This is a genomic window from Alkalibacterium pelagium (assembly GCF_900109325.1).
Lineage (GTDB): Bacteria > Bacillota > Bacilli > Lactobacillales > Carnobacteriaceae_A > Alkalibacterium > Alkalibacterium pelagium.
Map to the genome: position 1 here is coordinate 32,723 of NZ_FNZU01000006.1, position 19,642 is coordinate 52,364.

Annotated in this window: 17 protein-coding genes and 1 riboswitch; of the genes, 9 read left to right on the forward strand and 8 right to left on the reverse strand. The window is 43.1% G+C overall.

Features of this window, described 5'->3' with window-relative positions:
- Positions 1-327: 327 nt before the first annotated feature.
- From pflB to BMX79_RS06155, 3 genes are all read left to right on the forward strand, one after another.
- On the forward strand, positions 328-2,589 hold the full coding sequence (gene pflB / locus BMX79_RS06145) for a formate C-acetyltransferase (protein ID WP_091480383.1): 2,262 nt from the start codon (positions 328-330) through the stop codon (positions 2,587-2,589).
- Between the two features lie 40 nt (positions 2,590-2,629).
- A complete protein-coding gene (gene pflA, locus BMX79_RS06150; protein WP_091480385.1) occupies positions 2,630-3,382 on the forward strand; it encodes a pyruvate formate-lyase-activating protein in 753 nt (250 codons plus the stop codon).
- Between the two features lie 128 nt (positions 3,383-3,510).
- On the forward strand, positions 3,511-4,437 hold the full coding sequence (locus BMX79_RS06155) for a manganese-dependent inorganic pyrophosphatase (protein WP_091480388.1): 927 nt from the start codon (positions 3,511-3,513) through the stop codon (positions 4,435-4,437).
- A 66-nt stretch (positions 4,438-4,503) separates the two neighbouring features.
- On the opposite strand, the gene BMX79_RS06160 is transcribed toward BMX79_RS06155, so the two are convergent.
- The 8 genes from BMX79_RS06160 to BMX79_RS06195 form a co-directional block, all read right to left on the reverse strand.
- Positions 4,504-5,268 carry a hypothetical protein gene (locus tag BMX79_RS06160; RefSeq protein ID WP_143059421.1) on the reverse strand — a complete coding sequence of 255 codons (765 nt, stop codon included), beginning with the start codon at positions 5,266-5,268 and terminating at the stop codon, positions 4,504-4,506.
- Positions 5,269-5,869: 601 nt separating this feature from the next.
- Positions 5,870-6,925, reverse strand: a complete 1,056-nt coding sequence (locus tag BMX79_RS06165) for an alanine racemase (RefSeq protein WP_091480392.1) — start codon at positions 6,923-6,925, stop codon at positions 5,870-5,872.
- Positions 6,922-8,082 (reverse strand): M20 metallopeptidase family protein, encoded by a 1,161-nt coding sequence (locus BMX79_RS06170; RefSeq protein ID WP_091480395.1) that lies wholly within the window; start codon positions 8,080-8,082, stop codon positions 6,922-6,924. Before BMX79_RS06170 ends, BMX79_RS06165 begins: the two co-directional genes overlap by 4 nt.
- Positions 8,083-8,185: 103 nt before the next feature.
- Entirely contained in the window at positions 8,186-8,902 is a 717-nt protein-coding gene (gene dapD, locus BMX79_RS06175) for a 2,3,4,5-tetrahydropyridine-2,6-dicarboxylate N-acetyltransferase (protein ID WP_218025361.1), read from the reverse strand.
- 3 nt (positions 8,903-8,905) lie between these two features.
- Positions 8,906-9,640, reverse strand: a complete 735-nt coding sequence (gene dapB, locus BMX79_RS06180; RefSeq protein WP_091480399.1) for a 4-hydroxy-tetrahydrodipicolinate reductase — start codon at positions 9,638-9,640, stop codon at positions 8,906-8,908.
- 1 nt (position 9,641) lies between these two features.
- Entirely contained in the window at positions 9,642-10,523 is an 882-nt protein-coding gene (gene dapA, locus BMX79_RS06185; RefSeq protein WP_091480404.1) for a 4-hydroxy-tetrahydrodipicolinate synthase, read from the reverse strand.
- Position 10,524: 1 nt separating this feature from the next.
- Entirely contained in the window at positions 10,525-11,514 is a 990-nt protein-coding gene (locus tag BMX79_RS06190) for an aspartate-semialdehyde dehydrogenase (protein ID WP_091480408.1), read from the reverse strand.
- 24 nt (positions 11,515-11,538) lie between these two features.
- Entirely contained in the window at positions 11,539-12,741 is a 1,203-nt protein-coding gene (locus BMX79_RS06195; RefSeq protein ID WP_091480410.1) for an aspartate kinase, read from the reverse strand.
- A gap of 110 nt (positions 12,742-12,851) precedes the next feature.
- Positions 12,852-13,031, reverse strand: a riboswitch (Lysine riboswitch).
- Positions 13,032-13,242: 211 nt separating this feature from the next.
- Between BMX79_RS06195 and BMX79_RS06200 the strand changes: the two genes are divergently transcribed.
- The 6 genes from BMX79_RS06200 (at position 13,243) to BMX79_RS06225 (ending at position 19,115) form a co-directional block, all read left to right on the forward strand.
- Positions 13,243-13,992: a DeoR/GlpR family DNA-binding transcription regulator gene (locus BMX79_RS06200; protein ID WP_091480413.1), complete on the forward strand. Its 750-nt coding sequence runs from the start codon at positions 13,243-13,245 to the stop codon at positions 13,990-13,992.
- The gene (gene pfkB, locus BMX79_RS06205; RefSeq protein WP_091480418.1) at positions 13,989-14,912 is read left to right on the forward strand and encodes a 1-phosphofructokinase; all 924 of its coding nucleotides are present in this window, start codon (positions 13,989-13,991) and stop codon (positions 14,910-14,912) included. The genes BMX79_RS06200 and pfkB overlap by 4 nt, the downstream gene beginning before the upstream one ends.
- Entirely contained in the window at positions 14,913-16,814 is a 1,902-nt protein-coding gene (locus BMX79_RS06210; RefSeq protein ID WP_091480420.1) for a PTS fructose transporter subunit IIABC, read from the forward strand.
- 461 nt (positions 16,815-17,275) lie between these two features.
- Positions 17,276-17,899, forward strand: a complete 624-nt coding sequence (locus tag BMX79_RS06215; protein WP_091480422.1) for a hypothetical protein — start codon at positions 17,276-17,278, stop codon at positions 17,897-17,899.
- On the forward strand, positions 17,863-18,153 hold the full coding sequence (locus BMX79_RS06220; RefSeq protein WP_091480425.1) for a hypothetical protein: 291 nt from the start codon (positions 17,863-17,865) through the stop codon (positions 18,151-18,153). Before BMX79_RS06215 ends, BMX79_RS06220 begins: the two co-directional genes overlap by 37 nt.
- Positions 18,154-18,257: 104 nt before the next feature.
- Complete coding sequence (locus BMX79_RS06225; RefSeq protein ID WP_091480428.1) at positions 18,258-19,115, forward strand: aldo/keto reductase; 858 nt, start codon at positions 18,258-18,260, stop codon at positions 19,113-19,115.
- Positions 19,116-19,642: the final 527 nt, after the last annotated feature.

Sequence of the window (19,642 nt, forward strand, 5' to 3'; positions counted from 1 at the left end):
TTAGTGAAGTATTGAGCAAGTTTAGATTAAAATAAGTCTTTCTCCAATTTTACCGTCTTATAAAGATGAAAAATGAAGAAAGCTTGTCTGCTCAACACTTGAGATGTTTTTATCTTTTTACATGCACATCATAACACAGTGAAATCGCTTGCTAAAAATTGAAATTGTGTCCATTTTGTGACATATTGTGATAGAGTGAGCAATAATGATGTGGCGGTCAGTTCCTTACTTATTGTCATTTAATGTTCAAAGATTCACTTGTATAAAGTGAGTTAATGTGATAAAGTGAACATGTAGAAAAACGTGAAAGACAAAGGAGAATCGACTATGGAAAAGCAACGCACTGATGAGATGACTTTGGAAGCTTTATGGGAAGGGTTCAAAGGTAAGAAATGGAAAGGCTCCATTGATGTCCGTAATTTCATTCAAAGTAACTACACCCCTTATGATGGTGATGAGTCATTCTTGGAAGGCCCAACTCAACAGACAGAAGAGCTATGGGAACAAGTGATGGATCTTAACAAAAAAGAACGTGAAGCAGGCGGAGTTCTTGATATGGATACTTCTGTTGTTTCGACAATTACTTCTCATGGACCGGCTTATCTGACTAAAGATAAAGAAAAAGTTGTCGGATTCCAGACAGATAAACCATTTAAACGATCACTTCAGCCGTTTGGCGGGATCCGAATGATGGAACAGGCTGCTGAATCATATGGTTTTGAAGTAGATCCTTATCTATCTCATATCTTCAGAGACTGGAGAAAGACTCATAATGAAGGAGTGTTCAATGCATACACGCCTGAAATGCGAGACGCAAGACGCACTGGTGTCATTACAGGCCTCCCTGATGCATACGGTCGCGGAAGAATCATCGGTGACTACCGTCGTGTGGCGCTATATGGAGTCGACCGTTTACTAAAAGAAAAAGAAGCAGATAAAGCACAGTCAGATACTGCTATGATGAGCGAAGATATTATCCGTAAACGTGAAGAATTGAGCGATCAGATTAAGGCTCTTCACGAATTGAAAGAACTGGGTAACATTTACGGATTTGATATCTCACGCCCTGCCAAGACTGCTGTAGAAGCGTTCCAATGGCTGTATCTTGGTTATCTGGCCGCAATCAAGGAACAGAATGGTGCCGCAATGTCATTAGGCCGAACATCGACTTTCCTTGATATCTACATTGAAAGAGATCTTAAAGAAGGCATCATGACTGAAGTTGAAGCACAGGAACTCGTCGATCACTTTGTCATGAAACTGCGTCTTGTAAAATTCGTTCGTACACCAGAATATAATGAACTGTTCTCGGGTGATCCGACATGGGTAACAGAAGCAATTGCCGGTGTGGGAATCGATGGACGTCACTTAGTTACTAAGAACAGCTACCGTTTTCTGAACACATTGAGCAACTTGGGGCCTGCTCCTGAACCCAACTTGACTGTTTTGTGGTCAACTAAGCTTCCGTCAGCATTCAAGAACTACTGCTCTAAAGTATCTATCATAAGTAGTGCGGTACAGTACGAAAATGATGACATTATGCGTGAAGAATGGGGCGATGACTATGGTATTGCCTGCTGTGTATCTGCTATGCCGATCGGTAAACAGATGCAGTTCTTCGGAGCTCGTGCGAACCTTGCAAAAGCTTTACTTTATGCCATCAATGGCGGCGTAGATGAAATGAAGAAAACTCAGGTCGGTCCTAAATTCCGTCCGATCACTTCCGAAGTACTGGATTATGACGAAGTGATGGAAAAATACGATGATATGCTTGACTGGCTTTCAGGCATGTATATCAATACTCTGAACATCATCCATTATATGCATGACAAGTACAGCTATGAAAGCATCGAAATGGCTCTTCATGATTCAGAAATCGTCCGTACTATGGCTACCGGAATTGCCGGATTCTCAGTTACAGTCGATTCTCTGTCAGCCATCAAATATGCAACTGTGAAAACTGTAAGAGATGAAAGTGGCCTCGTTGTCGACTATATTATCGAAGGTGATTATCCTAAGTATGGAAATAATGATGATCGTGTTGACCAGATCGCTGTGGATCTGCTTACGACATTCATGAGTAAAGTTAAGAAACATCCAACTTACAGAAATGCAGTACACACCACATCTATCCTGACTATTACTTCAAACGTAGTTTACGGTAAAAAGACAGGAAATACGCCAGACGGACGTAGAGCAGGCGTGCCATTTGCACCAGGCGCCAATCCGCTTCACGGAAGAGACACAAACGGTGCTCTTGCAAGTCTGAACTCTGTGGCGAAACTGCCGTATGACCAGTCGCTTGACGGTATTTCAAATACTTTCTCTATCGTTCCTAAAGCATTAGGAAAAGAAGAAGAGACTCAAAAACGTAATCTCTCAGCAATGCTGGATGGATACGTCAAAAAAGGTGGGCACCACCTGAACGTTAATGCGTTGAACCGTGAGACACTTGAAAATGCTATGAAGCATCCGGAAGAGTACCCGCAGCTGACGATCCGAGTATCTGGTTATGCGGTAAACTTTATCAAACTGACGAGAGAACAGCAGCTTGATGTATTGAGCAGAACATTCCATGACAACATGTAAGACAAGTCGGTAAGGGACTTATTTATAGGGGGAACAACAAATGGCAGAAAAAACAGTAGGATATGTACACTCAATCGAGACATTCGGTTCACTGGATGGACCAGGCATTCGATTTGTGGTGTTTATGCAGGGGTGTCGTATGCGCTGTGAATTCTGCCATAACCCCGATACATGGAATATGGGAGGCGGCACGCCGTACACTCCCGAAGAAATGCTTGAAAAAGCGATTGACTATAAGGACTATTGGGGTGAAGAAGGTGGGATTACAGTAAGTGGTGGAGAACCACTGCTGCATATCGACTTTCTGATCGAGTTTTTCAAGCTCGCTAAGGCAGAAGGCATCCATATGTCTTTGGACACCTGCGGACAGCCCTTCACTTATGACGAGCCATTCTTCAGTCGGTTTCAGGAATTGATGCAATACACTGACCTTGTTCTTATGGATATCAAACATATCGACAATGAGATTCATAAAAAATATACGATGCATCCCAATACGAGCATCCTGGATATGGCCAATTATTTGTCAGAAGTAAATGTGCCTATGTGGCTGAGACATGTCTTAGTCCCTGAACGCTCTGATTACGATGAGTATCTGCAGCGGTTAAGTGACTTTATAGATCAGCTGGACAGTGTAGAGAAGGTTGAAGTCCTTCCGTACCATAAACTGGGTGTCTATAAGTATAAGGAATTGGGCATCCCGTACAAGCTGGAGCATATCGACCCACCAACCGCTGAACGAGTTGAAAATGCCAATCGTATTCTTAAGACTTACAAATATCAGACAAACTGAGTAAAAAGAACTTTGCCTGTCTAAGATTCGTTAGACGATCATGGCAAAGTTCTTTTTGCATTGATTGAAATTTTCACTAAATTGCTATATTCTTATATTAAAGACATTTATCACAAAGGAGAATGACAGTGAGTAAACTATTGATTTTCGGACATCAAAGTCCCGATACTGATGCAATCACTTCTGCCATCAGCTTTTCTTACCTGCAGAATCAGTTAGGTAAAAATACAGAGGCCGTTGCTTTAGGAGAGGTTACAGATGAAACAAGATATGCCCTTGATTTCTTCAACACAAAAGCGCCTAGAGTCATCTCTTCAGCTGCCGACGAAGCAGATGAAGTCATGCTGGTCGATCACAATGAAGCCCAGCAGAGCGTATCAGATATCGATAAAGTTGACGTCGTAGCCGTTGTCGATCATCACCGTATTGCTAACTTCCAGACGGCTAATCCCCTTTATTACAGAGCAGAGCCTGTAGGATGCACAAACACCATCATTTTGAAATTATACAAAGAAAACGGAATCGATGTACCTAAAGACATCGCCGGACTGATGCTGTCAGCTATTATTTCAGATACCTTACTTCTCAAATCACCGACATGTACGGCTGAAGATGAAGCAGCAGCTAAAGAGCTGGCTGAGCTGGCAGGTGTTGAGCTTGAAGCATACGGGAAAGATTTGCTTAAGGCTGGTACGAATACCGCTGACAAGTCTGCTGATCAGCTCCTGAATTCGGATGCCAAGAACTTCCCAATGGGTGACTTGACTGTTCGTATTGGACAAGTCAATGTGGTCGATGTGGATGAAGTACTTAACCGCAAGGACGAACTGCTTGAGGAAATGGCTTCTCAAAGTAAAGCTGAAGATTACGATCTGTTCCTGCTTGTCATCACAAACGTGCTGGAAAGTGACTCAGTTGCCCTTGTTTATGGTGATCAGAAAGCTAAAGCAGCAGAAGCATTTGATAAAGAAGTAGACAACGACCTGATCCTTCTTGAGGGTGTTGTATCAAGGAAGAAACAAGTTGTTCCTCCATTGACCAAAGCATTAAGTTAATCTGATTAACAATAAAGGAACACCCCTGACGGTTTTGAACCTATCGGCAGGGGTGTTTTATTGTATTTAAATGGAATATGACTTTTCTGTGGATCGGTTGAGTCGTTTTCTGATTAGTTTAAGCCCGGTGATCATCCCTGATCCGCTGACTGTGGCGAGAAAGGCGATGGCTCCCAGTTTTCCGCCTGATCCGTCAAATAGGGAAAAAGCAGCTACGAAGAGCATGCCTGTCAGAATACTTAAAAAGAGCATCTGACGGTAGGTTGTTACTCTATCAGGGGATACCATTCCAGCAAAAGTTGCACAGAAGGCAGCTACTACCACTACATGGGTTGCGTCTGGAAACAACAAGGCGATGACTAGGCCCACTAATGCAGAAGCTGTCACAGCATCTATGTCGAGAGCTTTCTGAAGGAAATAGGTAGCCATGCCTGCGATTATAACAAAGAGAAAAACTAGGAAGTATAAGTTTCTGGATAGTGGATCAATTGTTCTCAAGGGCGTACCGATAATTGCCGAAGCGCTATAGGTTCCGGCAAAAGCCATGAAACCAAGTTTTCCTCCGAAACCAACAAACATATTGGAAGAAAGAATAAACAAGGTGCCAGAAATGATGCTGGCAAGTAAAAGCGAGAGAGGGTTGGAGAAGATAATGCTGCACGCCATACCTATAAACGACCCACAATAAATAGCTGCTGCGTATTTTTTAAATGCCCAAGCTGCTATAAGGCCCACTGCGCTGGATGCTAGAACTCCACCCATCCCGATTGAATGGTTCAAGAAGAAGGTTAAATAGGTTCCTCCAGTCAGAGCCGTGAGGGTGTATACCAAACTCCTTTCCAAACTTATCGCTTTACCTTTGATTACACGCTTTATGTCAGTCCATTCAGCTCGTATCTGGAACAGTAAAGAAAGTGCTGAGAGGGCTATGATAGCGAGCAGAAAGATATTCAAGTTTTGAATTGAACTGGATAACATTGACTGCAAGATAAACAGGGCGGTCAGAATTAAAAATATAAAACTAGCCAAGGTAATCACTGTTTTCGCTCCTTTGTAGTGAATATTTTCACATGAATTGATAAAAAAATAACAGGTCATAACGAAGTAATCGCTATCCTATATAGTGTGAGTGTATCACAAAATGGCGTTAAAATAAAACTTATTTCACAAACTAACTAATGAATAGCGAAATATCATGTATTTGTCATAATGTTTTAATTAAAAACAGCTTTAGTTCAATGGTGAACAATTTAATAGAGATTTAAGTATAAATTAAGGAATTTTGACTAGCTTTCAGTTCATTTTCTATGGTTTAATTGTTAGGCTATCCAGTACCCGAAGGTTGCTTTAACGTAAAAAAAGCAATGAGAACCCGAAAATACAGGGTCACCCATTGCTTCTTTTATTGAATTAAAAATTGTATATACGGTATTTAGTATGGAATGAACTCTTCCACAAAAGTTTCTTTGTTGAAAGCAGCCATCTGCTGTGAGAAGGAACCGGCGCCATGTTCAGTAAACCAGTCAAATCGCAGCTGGTCGTTATACAAGACTACTTCATCTCCAACAGAGACAGACTCATCAATTTCAACAAGCAAATGGCTCATCATCATCACTTTTATTGGATATGACTGGTCATTGATCAGCACAGGGAAGTCTTTTCTGGACAGGATCAGTCCATTTCCGTATCCGATATCGCAGACTGCCAGTCGAGTAGGCTTATCAGCTGTGAAAGCAGCGGAATATCCCGCATTTTGTCCAGCTGGTACATCGGTGATTTCTATCACGTTAGCGGTGACTTCAATGGTCTGCCTTGCTATAGCTTCATCAAGGCCCTGATAATATGGGCGTGTCCCGTAAAGAATGACGCCTCCGCGGATATGTGTATGACCCTCGTGCAGGCCTTCTCTTAAAAAGGACGCACTGTTTTGAGCATGGATATAAGTCATACCAGATAGATGGTCATCTAGATCACTCAGCACAGCCTGCCAGTTTGCGATTTCATTAGCATGACGGTCTGTTTCGAAATCATCAGCATAAGCAAAATGAGTCCACATACCATTAACATCAAGCTGGTCATCTTCTAATACCTTCAGCATATCTTTAGAAGAAGTGAAGCCTAATCGATTCAGATCATTTCTGTACACCAGCTGTACCGACAGTCCCTCGAGCTCATCTCTATAAGTTGAGTAAAATTCGAAGGAGGGGATGGACAGGGTGATGTCATGCTGTCTAAGTTCATCAAATGCAGTTGACGGATCGAGAAGCAGTACCAGGACATTTGGGTCATAACTCCTGAGGCGTTTGGCTTCTTTGAGATTTGTTGTCGCAAATGCTCGGATTCCTCCATGATAAAAGGCGTCGAAAGTATCTTTCAGTCCAAAGTTGTACGCATCGTTTTTAACAATTGCGATCGTCTGGACCTGACTTTGAATGCTTCGGGCCTGTTCAGCCAGTCGTTTCTGATTTCTGATCAATCGTGCAGTCATGTCAAAGCTCCTAACGTATGAAGGATTGACTGATAATAGTACACACCTTTTTCAAGCATCGCTTCATCAAAATTGAACAAGGCAGTATGGAGGCCATGGATGAATCCTTTTTCTTCATTTCTGACACCTAGAAAAGCAAAGTTCGTTTTGGCAATAGACGAATAAAATGAGAAGTCCTCACCAAACAGATAAGGTTCTTTCAGCAATTCTAGAGATAAGTCAGCACGTCTGCTGCTTTCTGTCACAGTTATCATCAGTTCGTCATCATTATAGACAGACGGATACCCTTTGGCTACAGTCAGCTTGGATTCAGTTTTGTATAATGAATCGGTTGCGCTGATGATTTCTTCCATTTTAACTTTTATGCGTTCGAGGTCTTCTGGATCGTACGTACGAATCGTGCCTTCAATATACCCTTCTGTCGCAACCGTATTAATGGCTTCGCCGGCGTAGAGTTTTCCAATATGAAGAATATTCTGATGCAGCCCGTTCAGGAAGTAGTGCTGAACTTGTGAGAGTTGTGTTGCAATCTGAGTTACTGCGCCCAGTGCGCTGCTGCCCTGATCTTTCTGAGCCACATGCGCAGACAACCCTTTTACACGGATACGGTATTCGGTTGCACTGGCCATCAGAAAACCTGGCTTAGTCGCCAGGGTGCCTTCCGGAATATCCGGACCGAGGTGCAGACCGTAAATCTGTGAGACGTGGTATTCTTCAAAAGGGAAGGCTTGAATCAGCGCATCCGCACCGGCATTCGATTCTTCAGACGGCTGGAATATCAGCATGACATTCTTGTGTAAATGTCCAGCGTCATGCTGTTCCTTGAGCCACTCGGCAAAGGTTAGAAGAATGGATGCATGCCCATCGTGACCGCATGCATGCATCGCGCCTTCATGGGATGAACGATAAGGCAGATCTGTTTCTTCCTTTATAGGCAGCGCATCGATATCTGCTCTGAACCCGATCGTTTCTTTTTCTCCAGAATTCCCCTTGAAATAGACGACCGTAGCTGTATCCAGGGGTTCAAAGTAGGGAATGTCCAGATAGCTGAGCTGCTGTCTTATATAGTTGGTTGTTTTAAATTCCTTAAAGGACAGCTCCGGGATTTGATGTAGGAACTGTCTGTGTTTCGTAGCTGTTTCTAGTAAGTCAGTCATGTCATCCTCCAGTTGATTCGGACAGTCTGCAGATGTCTCTTTTTTATGATGATAATTGCGTTAGTTGAGCTGGTGCATAAGATGATGTTAAGTGGTGCTAATCTTATTTCTTCAACTGTCTAAGTGCAGAAATGATTGCCACTTTATCCGATTCGACTTCATCTGTATTTTTGATCTTGCGGGCAGGGACACCGGCTACAACAGTATTTTCAGGAACATCTTCAGTGACGATCGCACCTGCAGCCACGACTGAGCCCTTGCCGATCGTGACGCCTTCAAGTACAACTGCATTTGCACCAATCAGTACATTGTCTTCAACGACGACGGGCTTGGCGCTGGCTGGTTCGATGACTCCGGAAAGAACGGCGCCTGCTCCAACGTGAACATTCTTACCAGTAATTGCACGACCACCTAGAATAGCACCCATATCGATCATGGTGCCTTCTCCGACGACAGCTCCGATATTGATGACTGCGCCCATCATGATGACTGCACTGTCACCGATGACCGCATGTTCTCTGATGAATGAACCAGGTTCGATGCGGGCATTAACTTCTGTTGCATCGAGTAATGGAATAGCTGAATTACGACGATCCTGCTCAATGACCAGATCAGCTAGTGCGTCACTGTTTTCATTGAAGAATGGTTTCCAGTCGTTCAAGTCAGCAAAAATCGTATAGCTGCCTTCAGATCCGAACACTTTAAATGAGTCCGGGAACGCGCTCTTCTTCATTTCCGTATTTACATAAATTTTCAAGGGGGTCGTCTTTTCTGAGTCACTGATGTACTGGATGATTTCTTTTGCGCTGAATTCTTTCATTATTTACACTCCTAAATTATTGTAGGTATAAAACCCATTAGTTTTGTTGATCAGTTTTTCGGCCACTGTCAAAGCGCCGTTAGCGAAAATGTCTTTGGACTGAGCCGTATGCTTGATGGAAATGACTTCATCTACACCCGCAAACAGGACTTCGTGTTCACCGACGATCGTTCCGCCACGGATGGTGGAAATACCAATGTCTTTCTTCTCTCTTTTTTCGGTGACTTGACTGCGGTCGTAAACTTCCCTGGCATCCTGACGGCCGTTCTCCTTGATTGCATCAAGTAGCTTGATAAGTGTCCCGCTTGGCGCATCGATTTTCTGATTATGGTGCTTTTCGATCATTTCGATATCGTAAGCATCCATAAGCGGTGCGATATGCTCGAGGAGTTGAGTGACAATATGCACGCCGTAGCTCATATTGGCAGAGAAGAAGACTGGAGCGGATTCCGCCTTATCCTGCATCAATTTGACCAGTGTATCTTTTTCTCCGGTCGTTGCAATCACCATGGGGACAGTCAAATCAGACTGCAGCATGCGCTTGGTCAGATCCGGATGAGAAAAGTCGATCAGAACATCCGCTTCAGGCAGCTGATCATCAAAGGATGTGAAAAGAGGGTAAGGGCAGTTCTCTTCTTCGACTGGTGTGATCACGCCGGAAATCGAATGCCCGCATTTTTCCGCCAGTGCAGCGACACGTTTATTCATTGCGCCGTAACCGACTAACAACAGCTTCATATTATCCGTCCTTTCTGATGGAATCAAACAAACTGATCAGCACGTCTGATTCATTTTCTTCCAATTTGACAAGAGGCAGTCTCAGTTCGTATTCGCCATAACCCAGGTGACTGACAAGGGCTTTGATCGGAATAGGGTTGACGTCCACACCTAGTGCATCCACTAACGGGAAGAGCAGCTGATGGGTCTCGAGTGCTGCTTTGTGATCAGTAGTCGCCTGCTCAAACAATTCCTGGTATTCATTCGGCAAGGCATTGGCCAGTACTGAGATGATGCCATGTCCGCCCTGTGCGAAGTAGGGAAGAGCCAGGTCATCATTTCCGCTGTAGAAAGAAAAGGTGTCGTCCACAACGGCCTGAAGACGGCTGAAGTGCGCAAAGTCGCCTGTAGCATCTTTCAAGGCAACGATATTATCGTGCTTGGCCAGAAGCTCAAGTGTTTCCGGTTCAATCGTCATGCCGGTACGAGACGGGACATCGTATAAGACGACAGGGATCGACACGGCATCTGCAACGGCAGTAAAGTGTGCCACAAGACCTTTCTGACTGGTCTTGTTGTAGTAAGGCGTAATAACGAGCAGTGCATCGACACCAAGGTCTTCTGCTTCCTTGGATGCAGCGATCGTCTGAGCCGTATTGTTCGATCCTGTTCCGGCAATGACCGGAATATCTTTGTCGGCTACTTCTAGAGCAATTTTCAGGCAGTTGCGTTTTTCTTCTGCTGTCAGGGTCGAGCCTTCTCCAGTTGTTCCATTAATGACAAAAGACTGAATGCTGTTTTCTTTCAAAAAGTTAAGATGAGCACGTAATGCGTCGTAGTCAACAGCACCGTCAATGAAAGGGGTCGTAACGGCTGCAGCAGTTCCTGTGAATAAACGGGTCATATCAGTTTTCCTCTCCTTTAATCAGTTGGTCAAGTATCTGAACGGCATTCCAAGCAGCGCCTTTCAGTATATTGTCGCTTACTGACCATAAATGATACGAGTTCGGCAGACTTGGATCTTTTCTGATCCGTCCAACGTACACGCCTTTTTTATGAGCAGCGTCAAGCGGTGTAGGGTAAATTTCGTTTTCAGGGTCATCCATCAGTACAACAGAAGGAAAGCCCTCAAGCGTCCGTCTGATTTCTTCGACACTCGCTTCTTTTTCAAGTGTCACATTCATTGCTACTGCATGTGCGTGAGGAACGGGGACACGAACACACGTTGCTGTCACGTCCAAATCGGGCTGATTCAGTATTTTTTGTGTTTCCTTGATCATTTTCTGTTCTTCTTTAGTGTAGCCGTCTTCCATAAAGACATCAATCTGAGGAATGACGTTGTGGTAGATGGGGTGGTTGTAGTTCTGAGGCTTTTCGCCTTTTTCTCCGCGGTCCAGATCCTCAATACCTTTCCATCCCGACCCTGATACAGACTGATACGTTGTGTAGGCGACGCGAGTGACACCGAATGTGTCGGCTAAAGGCTTCAGGGGAACGACTGACTGAATAGTGGAGCAGTTTGGATTGGCAATCAGCTTACGCTTCAATGATGCGCGGTTGACCTCTGGAACGACCAGATCCACTGACTCATCCATTCTCCAGGCACTCGAGTTATCAATAATAACTGCCCCTGTTTCTTCAAAGAGGGGAGCGTACTCGAGACTTGTTCCACCTCCGGCAGACATTAATACATAATCATACTGACTGTTTCTCACATGTTCTTTTGTCAGTTCTTCTACTATATACGTGCTTCCTTTAAAGGTTACTTCTTTTCCAGCTGAACGGGCTGATGAATACAGGGTAAGGGAATCAAAAGGAATCGATTCCTCGTCCAGGAGCTGAAGCATGGTCTGGCCGACTAAGCCGGTCGCTCCGACTAGAGCTAGTGATACCATAGTTAAATCATCCTTTCGCTTTTCTTATAAATCAAACGTCTGACAGAGTATACGTGTCGCTTTTTCACCGTTTTCTCCATCGACTACATATGAGACACTAATTTCTGAAGTGGTGACCTGATAGAAGGGGATATCAGATTCTATCAAAGTCTTGAAAATTTTTGATGCGATACCAGTCATGTCTCTCATTCCAGCCCCGATGACTGATACTTTACAGTAAGTTGTTTCGATTTTAACATAGAGACGATCATAATCCGACTTTAGCGAGTCGAACAGTTCGTTCAGTTCTCTTTCTTCCGATTCCTTAAATGTAAATGACAGCTGAAGGCCATCCTGATTCTGAATCTGAGAAATCATATCAATATTGATTTCAGCTTCTTCCAGTTTGATGAACAAGTCATGCAGGAAGGACTGACTTTCGTTAGGGTAGGTGATAGTGACATGGGCCATCTCTTTATCCAGAGCTACACCAGTCACAGCTTTTCTTTCGAGCATTTGATCATACGGCACGATCCATGTTCCTTTCTCATTAGAGAGTGTTTTTCCAAGATAAATTGGGATATTGTGATTATTGGCCAGTTCCACGCTTCTAGTCTCCAGTACACCTGCACCAAGAGCTGACATTTCCATCATTTCCTCAAAAGAGATGGTGTCCCAGCGCTTGGCTTCAGGGTAGACACGAGGATCTGTAGAAAAGACACCCGTCACATCCGTGTAAATCTCACATGGGCAGTCAAGGGCGGATGCAATGGCAACAGCGGTCGTGTCGGATCCGCCTCTGCCAAGTGTCGTCAGTTCACCGGCTTTATTGAATCCTTGAAAACCGGCCACAATCAGTATGTTCTGCTCTTTAAACAACTGTTCAAGCAGATCAGTCTTGATTGATGAAATCTTACTTTTAAGGTGCTTACCGATTGTTTCGATGCCGGCCTGGTAACCTGTGAGCGGCTTGGCATTGACGTTAAGATCATTGAGTGCCAGCGACAGGAAAGAGATCGTCTGCTGTTCACCTGTCGTCAGAAGCATTGCAAGGTCTTTATCATTCGGTTTTGATGTCAGCTCATTAACTGATGCCAGAAGCTGGTCAGTAGTCTTACCCATAGCAGAGACAACCACCACCAGCTGCTCGTCAGCTTCTACACGTTCCTTGAGGTACTGCGCAATATTTTTAATTTTTGAGAAGTCGGCCACACTAGACCCGCCGAACTTCAGTACACTTCTTTTCATAGGCGCTCCTTTATCAGATTGGATAAAACGGACGGCTTAAAACGTACAGCTTTTTGACTATAAAAAAAACAAGCCGGGAATGCCGACTTGTTTTAAATAACCTATCATAAACAAGTGGAAGCACTCCGTTAAGCACACGCTTTACGGCAGTCTGCATATTGTTCATATGCAACCCAACAACTTATTCTCTGTAAATAACAAGTCATTTCGGCAGATTTCCCTTTCCTTATTTCAGACTTACAGGTCTTTATGAAATAAGTACTCATGATTTCCGCACCTCATCCAGTTCTAATCTTTAATTGTATAATTTTAATGTTCCTGATTAATAGCTTATCAAATATGCGTAGAGATGTAAAACGATATTTTGAATTAATTACATATTCTGTTTCAGAAACACGACAGATCCTTTTTATAAAGTGAGTGAATTTGAGTGAAAATGACCGTTAAATATTGTTTGTGAACGTTTTATATGGTAAAATCAGTTGTGAAGAGGTGAGGTAAGTGCTTACAGAAGACAGGTATGCTCATATATTAAAAGTGCTGAAAGAGAAAAGCACAGTCACAGTTCAAGAATTGATTGATCAGCTCAATCATTCAGAATCAACGATAAGACGGGATTTAACTGAGCTTGAGAATCAGAACAGACTTGTACGAATTCACGGAGGAGCCAGAAGAAAGAGGCAGCCGACTGATGAGGCATCAATGGAAGACAAAACAGTCAAAAACACTCAGGAGAAACAGGCGATTGCGAGAAAAGCAGTCTCACTGATTGAAGCACATGAGGTGATTTATCTGGATGCAGGATCGACGACCTATGAGATGATACCACTGCTTGCTGATAAGGATATTACAATAGTAACAAATGGTGTTCCGCATGCAGCACGTCTGGCTGATTACGAAATTGATGCGATACTCATTGGTGGACGCATTAAGAAACGGACAAAAGCGGTCATCGGATCAGTTGCAGCAGATCAGCTGGGAGAGTATCATTTTACCAAAGCTTTTATGGGAATGAACGGGGTAGATGCCGAAGCTGGTTTTACTACCCCGGACATTGAAGAGGCAGCTGTGAAGAAAAAAGCCATCCGACAGTCAAATGCGTCGTATGTATTGGCAGATCCGACTAAATTCAATGAAGTCACCTTTGCCAAAGTCGCAGACATAGACGATTGTACAGTCATTACCACACCCCTTGCAGAAGAAAATAGAACAGTCGCAGATTTAACTAAAGTAATAGAGGTGAACATATGATTTATACGGTGACACTCAATCCTTCGATCGATTATGTCATCTTTCCAGATGAACAGATCAGACTCGGTGATTTGAACCGTTTTGACAAAAGCCAGAAATTCCCTGGAGGTAAAGGGATTAACGTTTCTCGCGTATTAAAAACCCTCGACAAACCTTCTATAGCTCTAGGCTACATTGGAGGGTTTCCAGGAGCTTTCATAAAAGAGACATTAGAAAGGCAGACGATCAGTACACAGTTTATAGAAGTTGAGGATGACACACGAATCAATGTCAAAATCAAAGGATCGGAAGAAACAGAGCTTAACGGCGCAGGCCCAGTAATCTCCAAAGATGATCAGAATCGCCTTCTCGACCAGATATCCGATCTGAACCAAGGAGATATCGTCATTCTATCAGGCAGTAAACCAGGTGGGATGCCGAATGATTTTTATCAAGTCCTTATTGAACGGATTCATGAGAAACAGGCGGAATTCGTCATAGACACGACGGGCAAAGAACTGATGGATGCTCTCAGCAAGCAGCCGCTTCTGGCTAAGCCGAACATTCATGAACTCGAAGCACTGTATTCGACTCGTATCGATTCGAATAAAAAACTGATCCATTATGGAAAAGAGCTGGTAAGTAAAGGAGCCAAGCACGTAATTGTTTCCATGGGTAAAGACGGAGCAGTACTGTTTACTAAGGATGAAATTTATCACGGAAAAGCAGAAGAAGGTCAGCTGGTAAATTCTGTCGGAGCAGGTGATTCGATGGTAGCCGGCTTCACAGGCGTGTACAGCGATACGCATGATGCGAAAGAAGCTTTCCGTTACAGTGTGGCCTGTGGATCAGCTACAGCATTCAATGCAGACTTGGCTACAGAAAAAGACATACAGACCGTTCTAAAAACTGTGACGGTTGAAAAATGGGAGGAAAAGTAAATGCAGATCAATGATGTATTGAGAAAAGATTTAATGATTATGGACCTTGAAGCAACGTCAAAAGAAGCCGTTATCGATGAAATGATCCAGCGACTTGCTGAGAAAGATGTAATCAGCGATGTAGAAACATTCAAGACCGGGATCATGAATCGGGAAAGTCAGACGTCTACAGGCCTGGGTAATGGGATTGCCATGCCTCACTCCAAGAATAAAGCGGTAAAAGAACCAGCTGTTCTGTTTGCCAAATCGACTAAAGGTGTAGAATACGAAGCGCTCGATAACCAGCCGGTTGAACTGTTCTTTATGATTGCGGCTCCTGAAGGTGGAAACGACCTTCACCTGCAAGTACTGGCCTCTTTGTCCAGAAAGCTTGTCGACGAGTCAGTTGTATCGGACCTTAAGCAAGTTCGTACACCTGAAGAAGTTCAGAATCTTTTTAAAGAAGACGAAGAAGAACAAGTCGTTAGAGAAGAAACTGCTAAGGATGCAGGAAGCGACCAGAAATTTGTTGTCGCTGTAACAGCTTGTCCTACTGGAATTGCCCATACCTATATGGCAGAAGATGCATTGAAACGAAAAGCAGCTGAGATGGGTGTTGAGATCCGTGTCGAAACGAACGGCACAGATGGAGCGAAGAACAAGCTGACTGCTGAAGAGATCGAACGGGCTGACGGCGTTATCGTTGCCGCAGACAAGAAAGTGGATATGGCTCGTTTCAACGGGAAACCTGTATTACAAAGACCTGTTTCAGAAGGCATCAACAAGTCTGAAGAACTCATCACACGCGCCGTCGCAGGCAATGCACCTATTTTTCAGGCAGAAGGCTCATCAGCTTCAAGCGATTCAGATGATACTGAACGTGGCAGCGGCTGGCAGTCGATCTATAAAGATCTGATGAACGGGGTATCCCACATGCTCCCATTCGTCGTTGGTGGAGGAATTCTCCTGGCGATTTCATTCCTGTTTGAAGCCCAGCTTGGTGATGACAGTATTCTGTTCACTTCTCTTAACTCGATCGGTGGATCTGCCTTTACGTTCCTTATCCCGATTCTGGCTGGATACATTGCCTACAGTATTGCTGACCGTCCGGGACTCCTTCCGGGTATGGCAGGTGGACTGCTTGCAGTAGAAAGCGATGCAGGTTTCCTTGGTGGACTAGTAGCCGGTTTCGTTGCTGGTTATGTCATGAACCTGATTAAAAAATCACTTAAAAACGTACCTAAGACACTTGAAGGACTGAAATCGATTCTTCTTTACCCAGTATTAGGACTGCTGGCAGTTGGTCTTCTAATGTTCTTCCTGATTGGTCCGTTCTTCGCCGTCATCAACAATGCGATGATTGGTTTCCTGGAAAATCTAGGAACGGGCAATGCGGTAATTTTAGGTGCTGTTCTGGGTGGAATGATGGCCGTTGATATGGGTGGCCCTGTCAATAAAGCAGCTTACGCTTTCTCTATTGGTATTTTTGGAGACACAGGAGATGGAAGTCTGATGGCTGCAGTAATGGTCGGAGGAATGATTCCACCATTAGCTATCGCCATTGCGACTGTTCTGTTCAAATCTAAATTTACGGATATCGAACACAAATCAGGTTTATCCAACTTTGTATTAGGTGCATCGTTTATTACCGAAGGAGCCATTCCATTTGCGGCAGCTGACCCAATGAGAGTCATCGGATCATCCATACTCGGTGCAGCAATCGGTGGTGGACTGACTCAATTATGGAACGTAGCCATCCCAGCTCCTCACGGCGGCCTTTTCGTAATCGGAATCGGTGAAAATCCGTTATTCTTTGTTGCTGCTCTGCTTATCGGTTCTATCATATCTGCAGTAGTATTAGGATTATGGAAAAAAGATGTATCCCAATCATCAGCAAATATTGAAACAGATGAACTAGTATAATATATAAATAATACATTGATCCTGCCTTTTAATTAGAGGCAGGATCTTTTTTGTGATTTAGAGGGTGAGCTTATTTTCAGGTTTATGTTGTAGCTATGGTATCCGACGGTAAAAGTATACCGAGTTAGGGTGCAATCGTGATAGCTATGGTACTCAGATGGATATTACCAATGAGTTAAGGCAAAAACACTATGCATTATATCCATTGATCTCTTTTCATAACTTATTCGCTTATCATTGTAATCTTTACCCAACATAAACCATAAAATCCAAATCTTTATACTGGAATATTTTTCATAACTTGCTAGACTATTTTTATGGTTTTAAAAATACATACACTAAGTATTGTGAAAGGAGAGGTGAAGGGCTTTCCGTTAGAAAGAAGCATGTATCTAGAGATATGGATGCGCATAGTAGTTTATAATAGACAGGGTAAAGGATACTCAGAGGAGAAGGAACATATGAAGAGACAGATTTTAGCAATGGCAGGCGTGGTACTATTAACTGGATGCGAGGCAGATGCACAAGGAGATAGTGAAGAACCGTCTTCTACAGCTATCGAAGGAACCGATTCCGAATCAGATCTGGCAGAGGATGCAGAATTAACCGACAACGAAAGTGATTCATCCGAGGAGATAGATACTGAAGATACGGCCTTTGATTCAAAAGATGAGCTATCGGACAACCAAAATATGCCACTTAATGTGAGCGCTTTCGATTCGTTGATTGATAAAGAAACGTTTGCTAATGAGGCCGGCTATCAGGCCTGGATGGACTATAAGGACATTACTTCAGCCTACACTTTAGGCGATCTGACGGGATCGACAGAGGATGAAGGGAGCACGCTGGAAGAGATGGACCAGCTGATAGATGAGATTTTGGATAGAAACGATGTGATACGAGATGTCATTGAGATTACCGAAACAGATAAAATGATTTTCTACCGGTATTCGTTGTCTGAAGAAACCACTGATCGTTCAGCTGAATTGTCTTTCTACTATATTGAAGATGAGCTGATGTTTCTTCCATTACACCTTCATTTTATAGTGTGGATATTACAAATGCCAGTACTTATGAAGAACTGACTTCGTTAATCACAATTGATGAAATCCTTGAAAGGGAACCGGAAGTCTTCACTGTAGCTCAAGTCAATCTGTACGGAGATACATTCAATCAGCTGATGGTAGCCTCACAGTCACCGGCTGGCGAGGAGGAAGGGTCAGTGAGCGCGTTTTACTTCATCACAATGGGTGAAGCAATCATTCAGTACGTGACCGTGCCTTTTCTGGAGACGGCTCAGGATTTCGCAACGTATTCAGTGATTTTGTCAGTACATTAAACAGCATGCAGTAAATCTGTTAAGGTATTAGTAGCTATCATTTCAGCAGCCGTCAGAAAACTGGTAAACTGGAAATGATTAAGGAAATGAAAGGGGAAGAAAGAATGTCTAAAACAATCACATTTCCAAATGGCCGTGAAGTTCTTAAACTCGGACAAGGAACCTGGCGGATGGGGGAAGATGATAATAAACGCCATGATGAAATTGAGGCATTGCGTACCGGGATCGATAACGGACTGACGTTAATTGATACAGCGGAAATGTATGCAGAAGGTAAAGCTGAAGAAGTTGTAGGCGACGCGATCAAACACGTGGACCGTGACGATTTGTTCTTAGTATCTAAGGTATATCCCACAAACGCAGGCGAAGAACGCATGTTCGACTCATGTGAAAAGACGCTTCAACGCATGGGTGTTGATGAACTTGATTTGTACTTACTGCACTGGCCAGGCAATGTTCCGCTGCAGGAAACAGTCGACTGCTTCGAAGAACTGAAACGTCAGGGTAAGATAAGGGACTGGGGCGTGTCAAACTTTGATCTTGAAAATATGCAGGAGCTGTTGTCTCTAAGAAACGGTGAGAACTGTCAGACCAATCAGGTTCTGTATCATTTAGCTTCAAGAGGGATTGAAGTCGTTTTGCATGACTATATGAAGGAAAACAATATTCCGATCATGGCATATTGCCCAATTATCGGTCAGGAGCCGGATCTGAAAGATAAAGTCTACAACAGTCCAATCATCAACAATATTGCAGAAAATAAGGGAATTTCAATTGTTCAGCTGCTGCTGGCGTTTGTCATGCATCAGGAGCAGATGACAGCCATTCCCAAAGCCGGGTCATCAGAACACGTGCTGCAGAATAGAAAAGCGCTGGATATCGAATTGACTGACGAAGAAATAAATCTGTTAAACGAAGCATTTCCAGCGCCAGAAAAACGTGTGCCATTAAGAATTCAATAAAAAGAACCAGCTGAGCAGCGCAAAGGTTGCTGACGGCTGGTTTTTATTTTTAGAAACTAAATATTGATCAATAGACTATCTGAGTAGATGGAATTGAGAAATCGGTTAAATGCCACTTAAATTCAAATCAATTTAAAACACTATCTGATTAATACGCGTGAGGTTCAAAATCAATCTAAATTTTAGAGAGGGTCCCTTAAATCTATATATTCTACTTTGTATAATATATATTATGTAAACTAAAATAAAGAAAAAGCAGCTTCAGACAAGACACGTCATTTTTTCAGTAAAATCCCCTATTTTTCGATGAATTTTTCAATATTTTATTTAGCTGCGTATTAAGTCTGATTTATTCTATTATTTAATTATTATTTTTTGTTATAAGAAGCGCTCAGATCTCTGCTCGTACAGTTATTCAACTTACTGTAGCTAAAACGCTTTTAAATAATCCTGTAGCGATTAATTGCTGAGTCTATATATCTGATTCTTATAGTCATCAAGTTTGATTTGATTCATGTATGTTCATG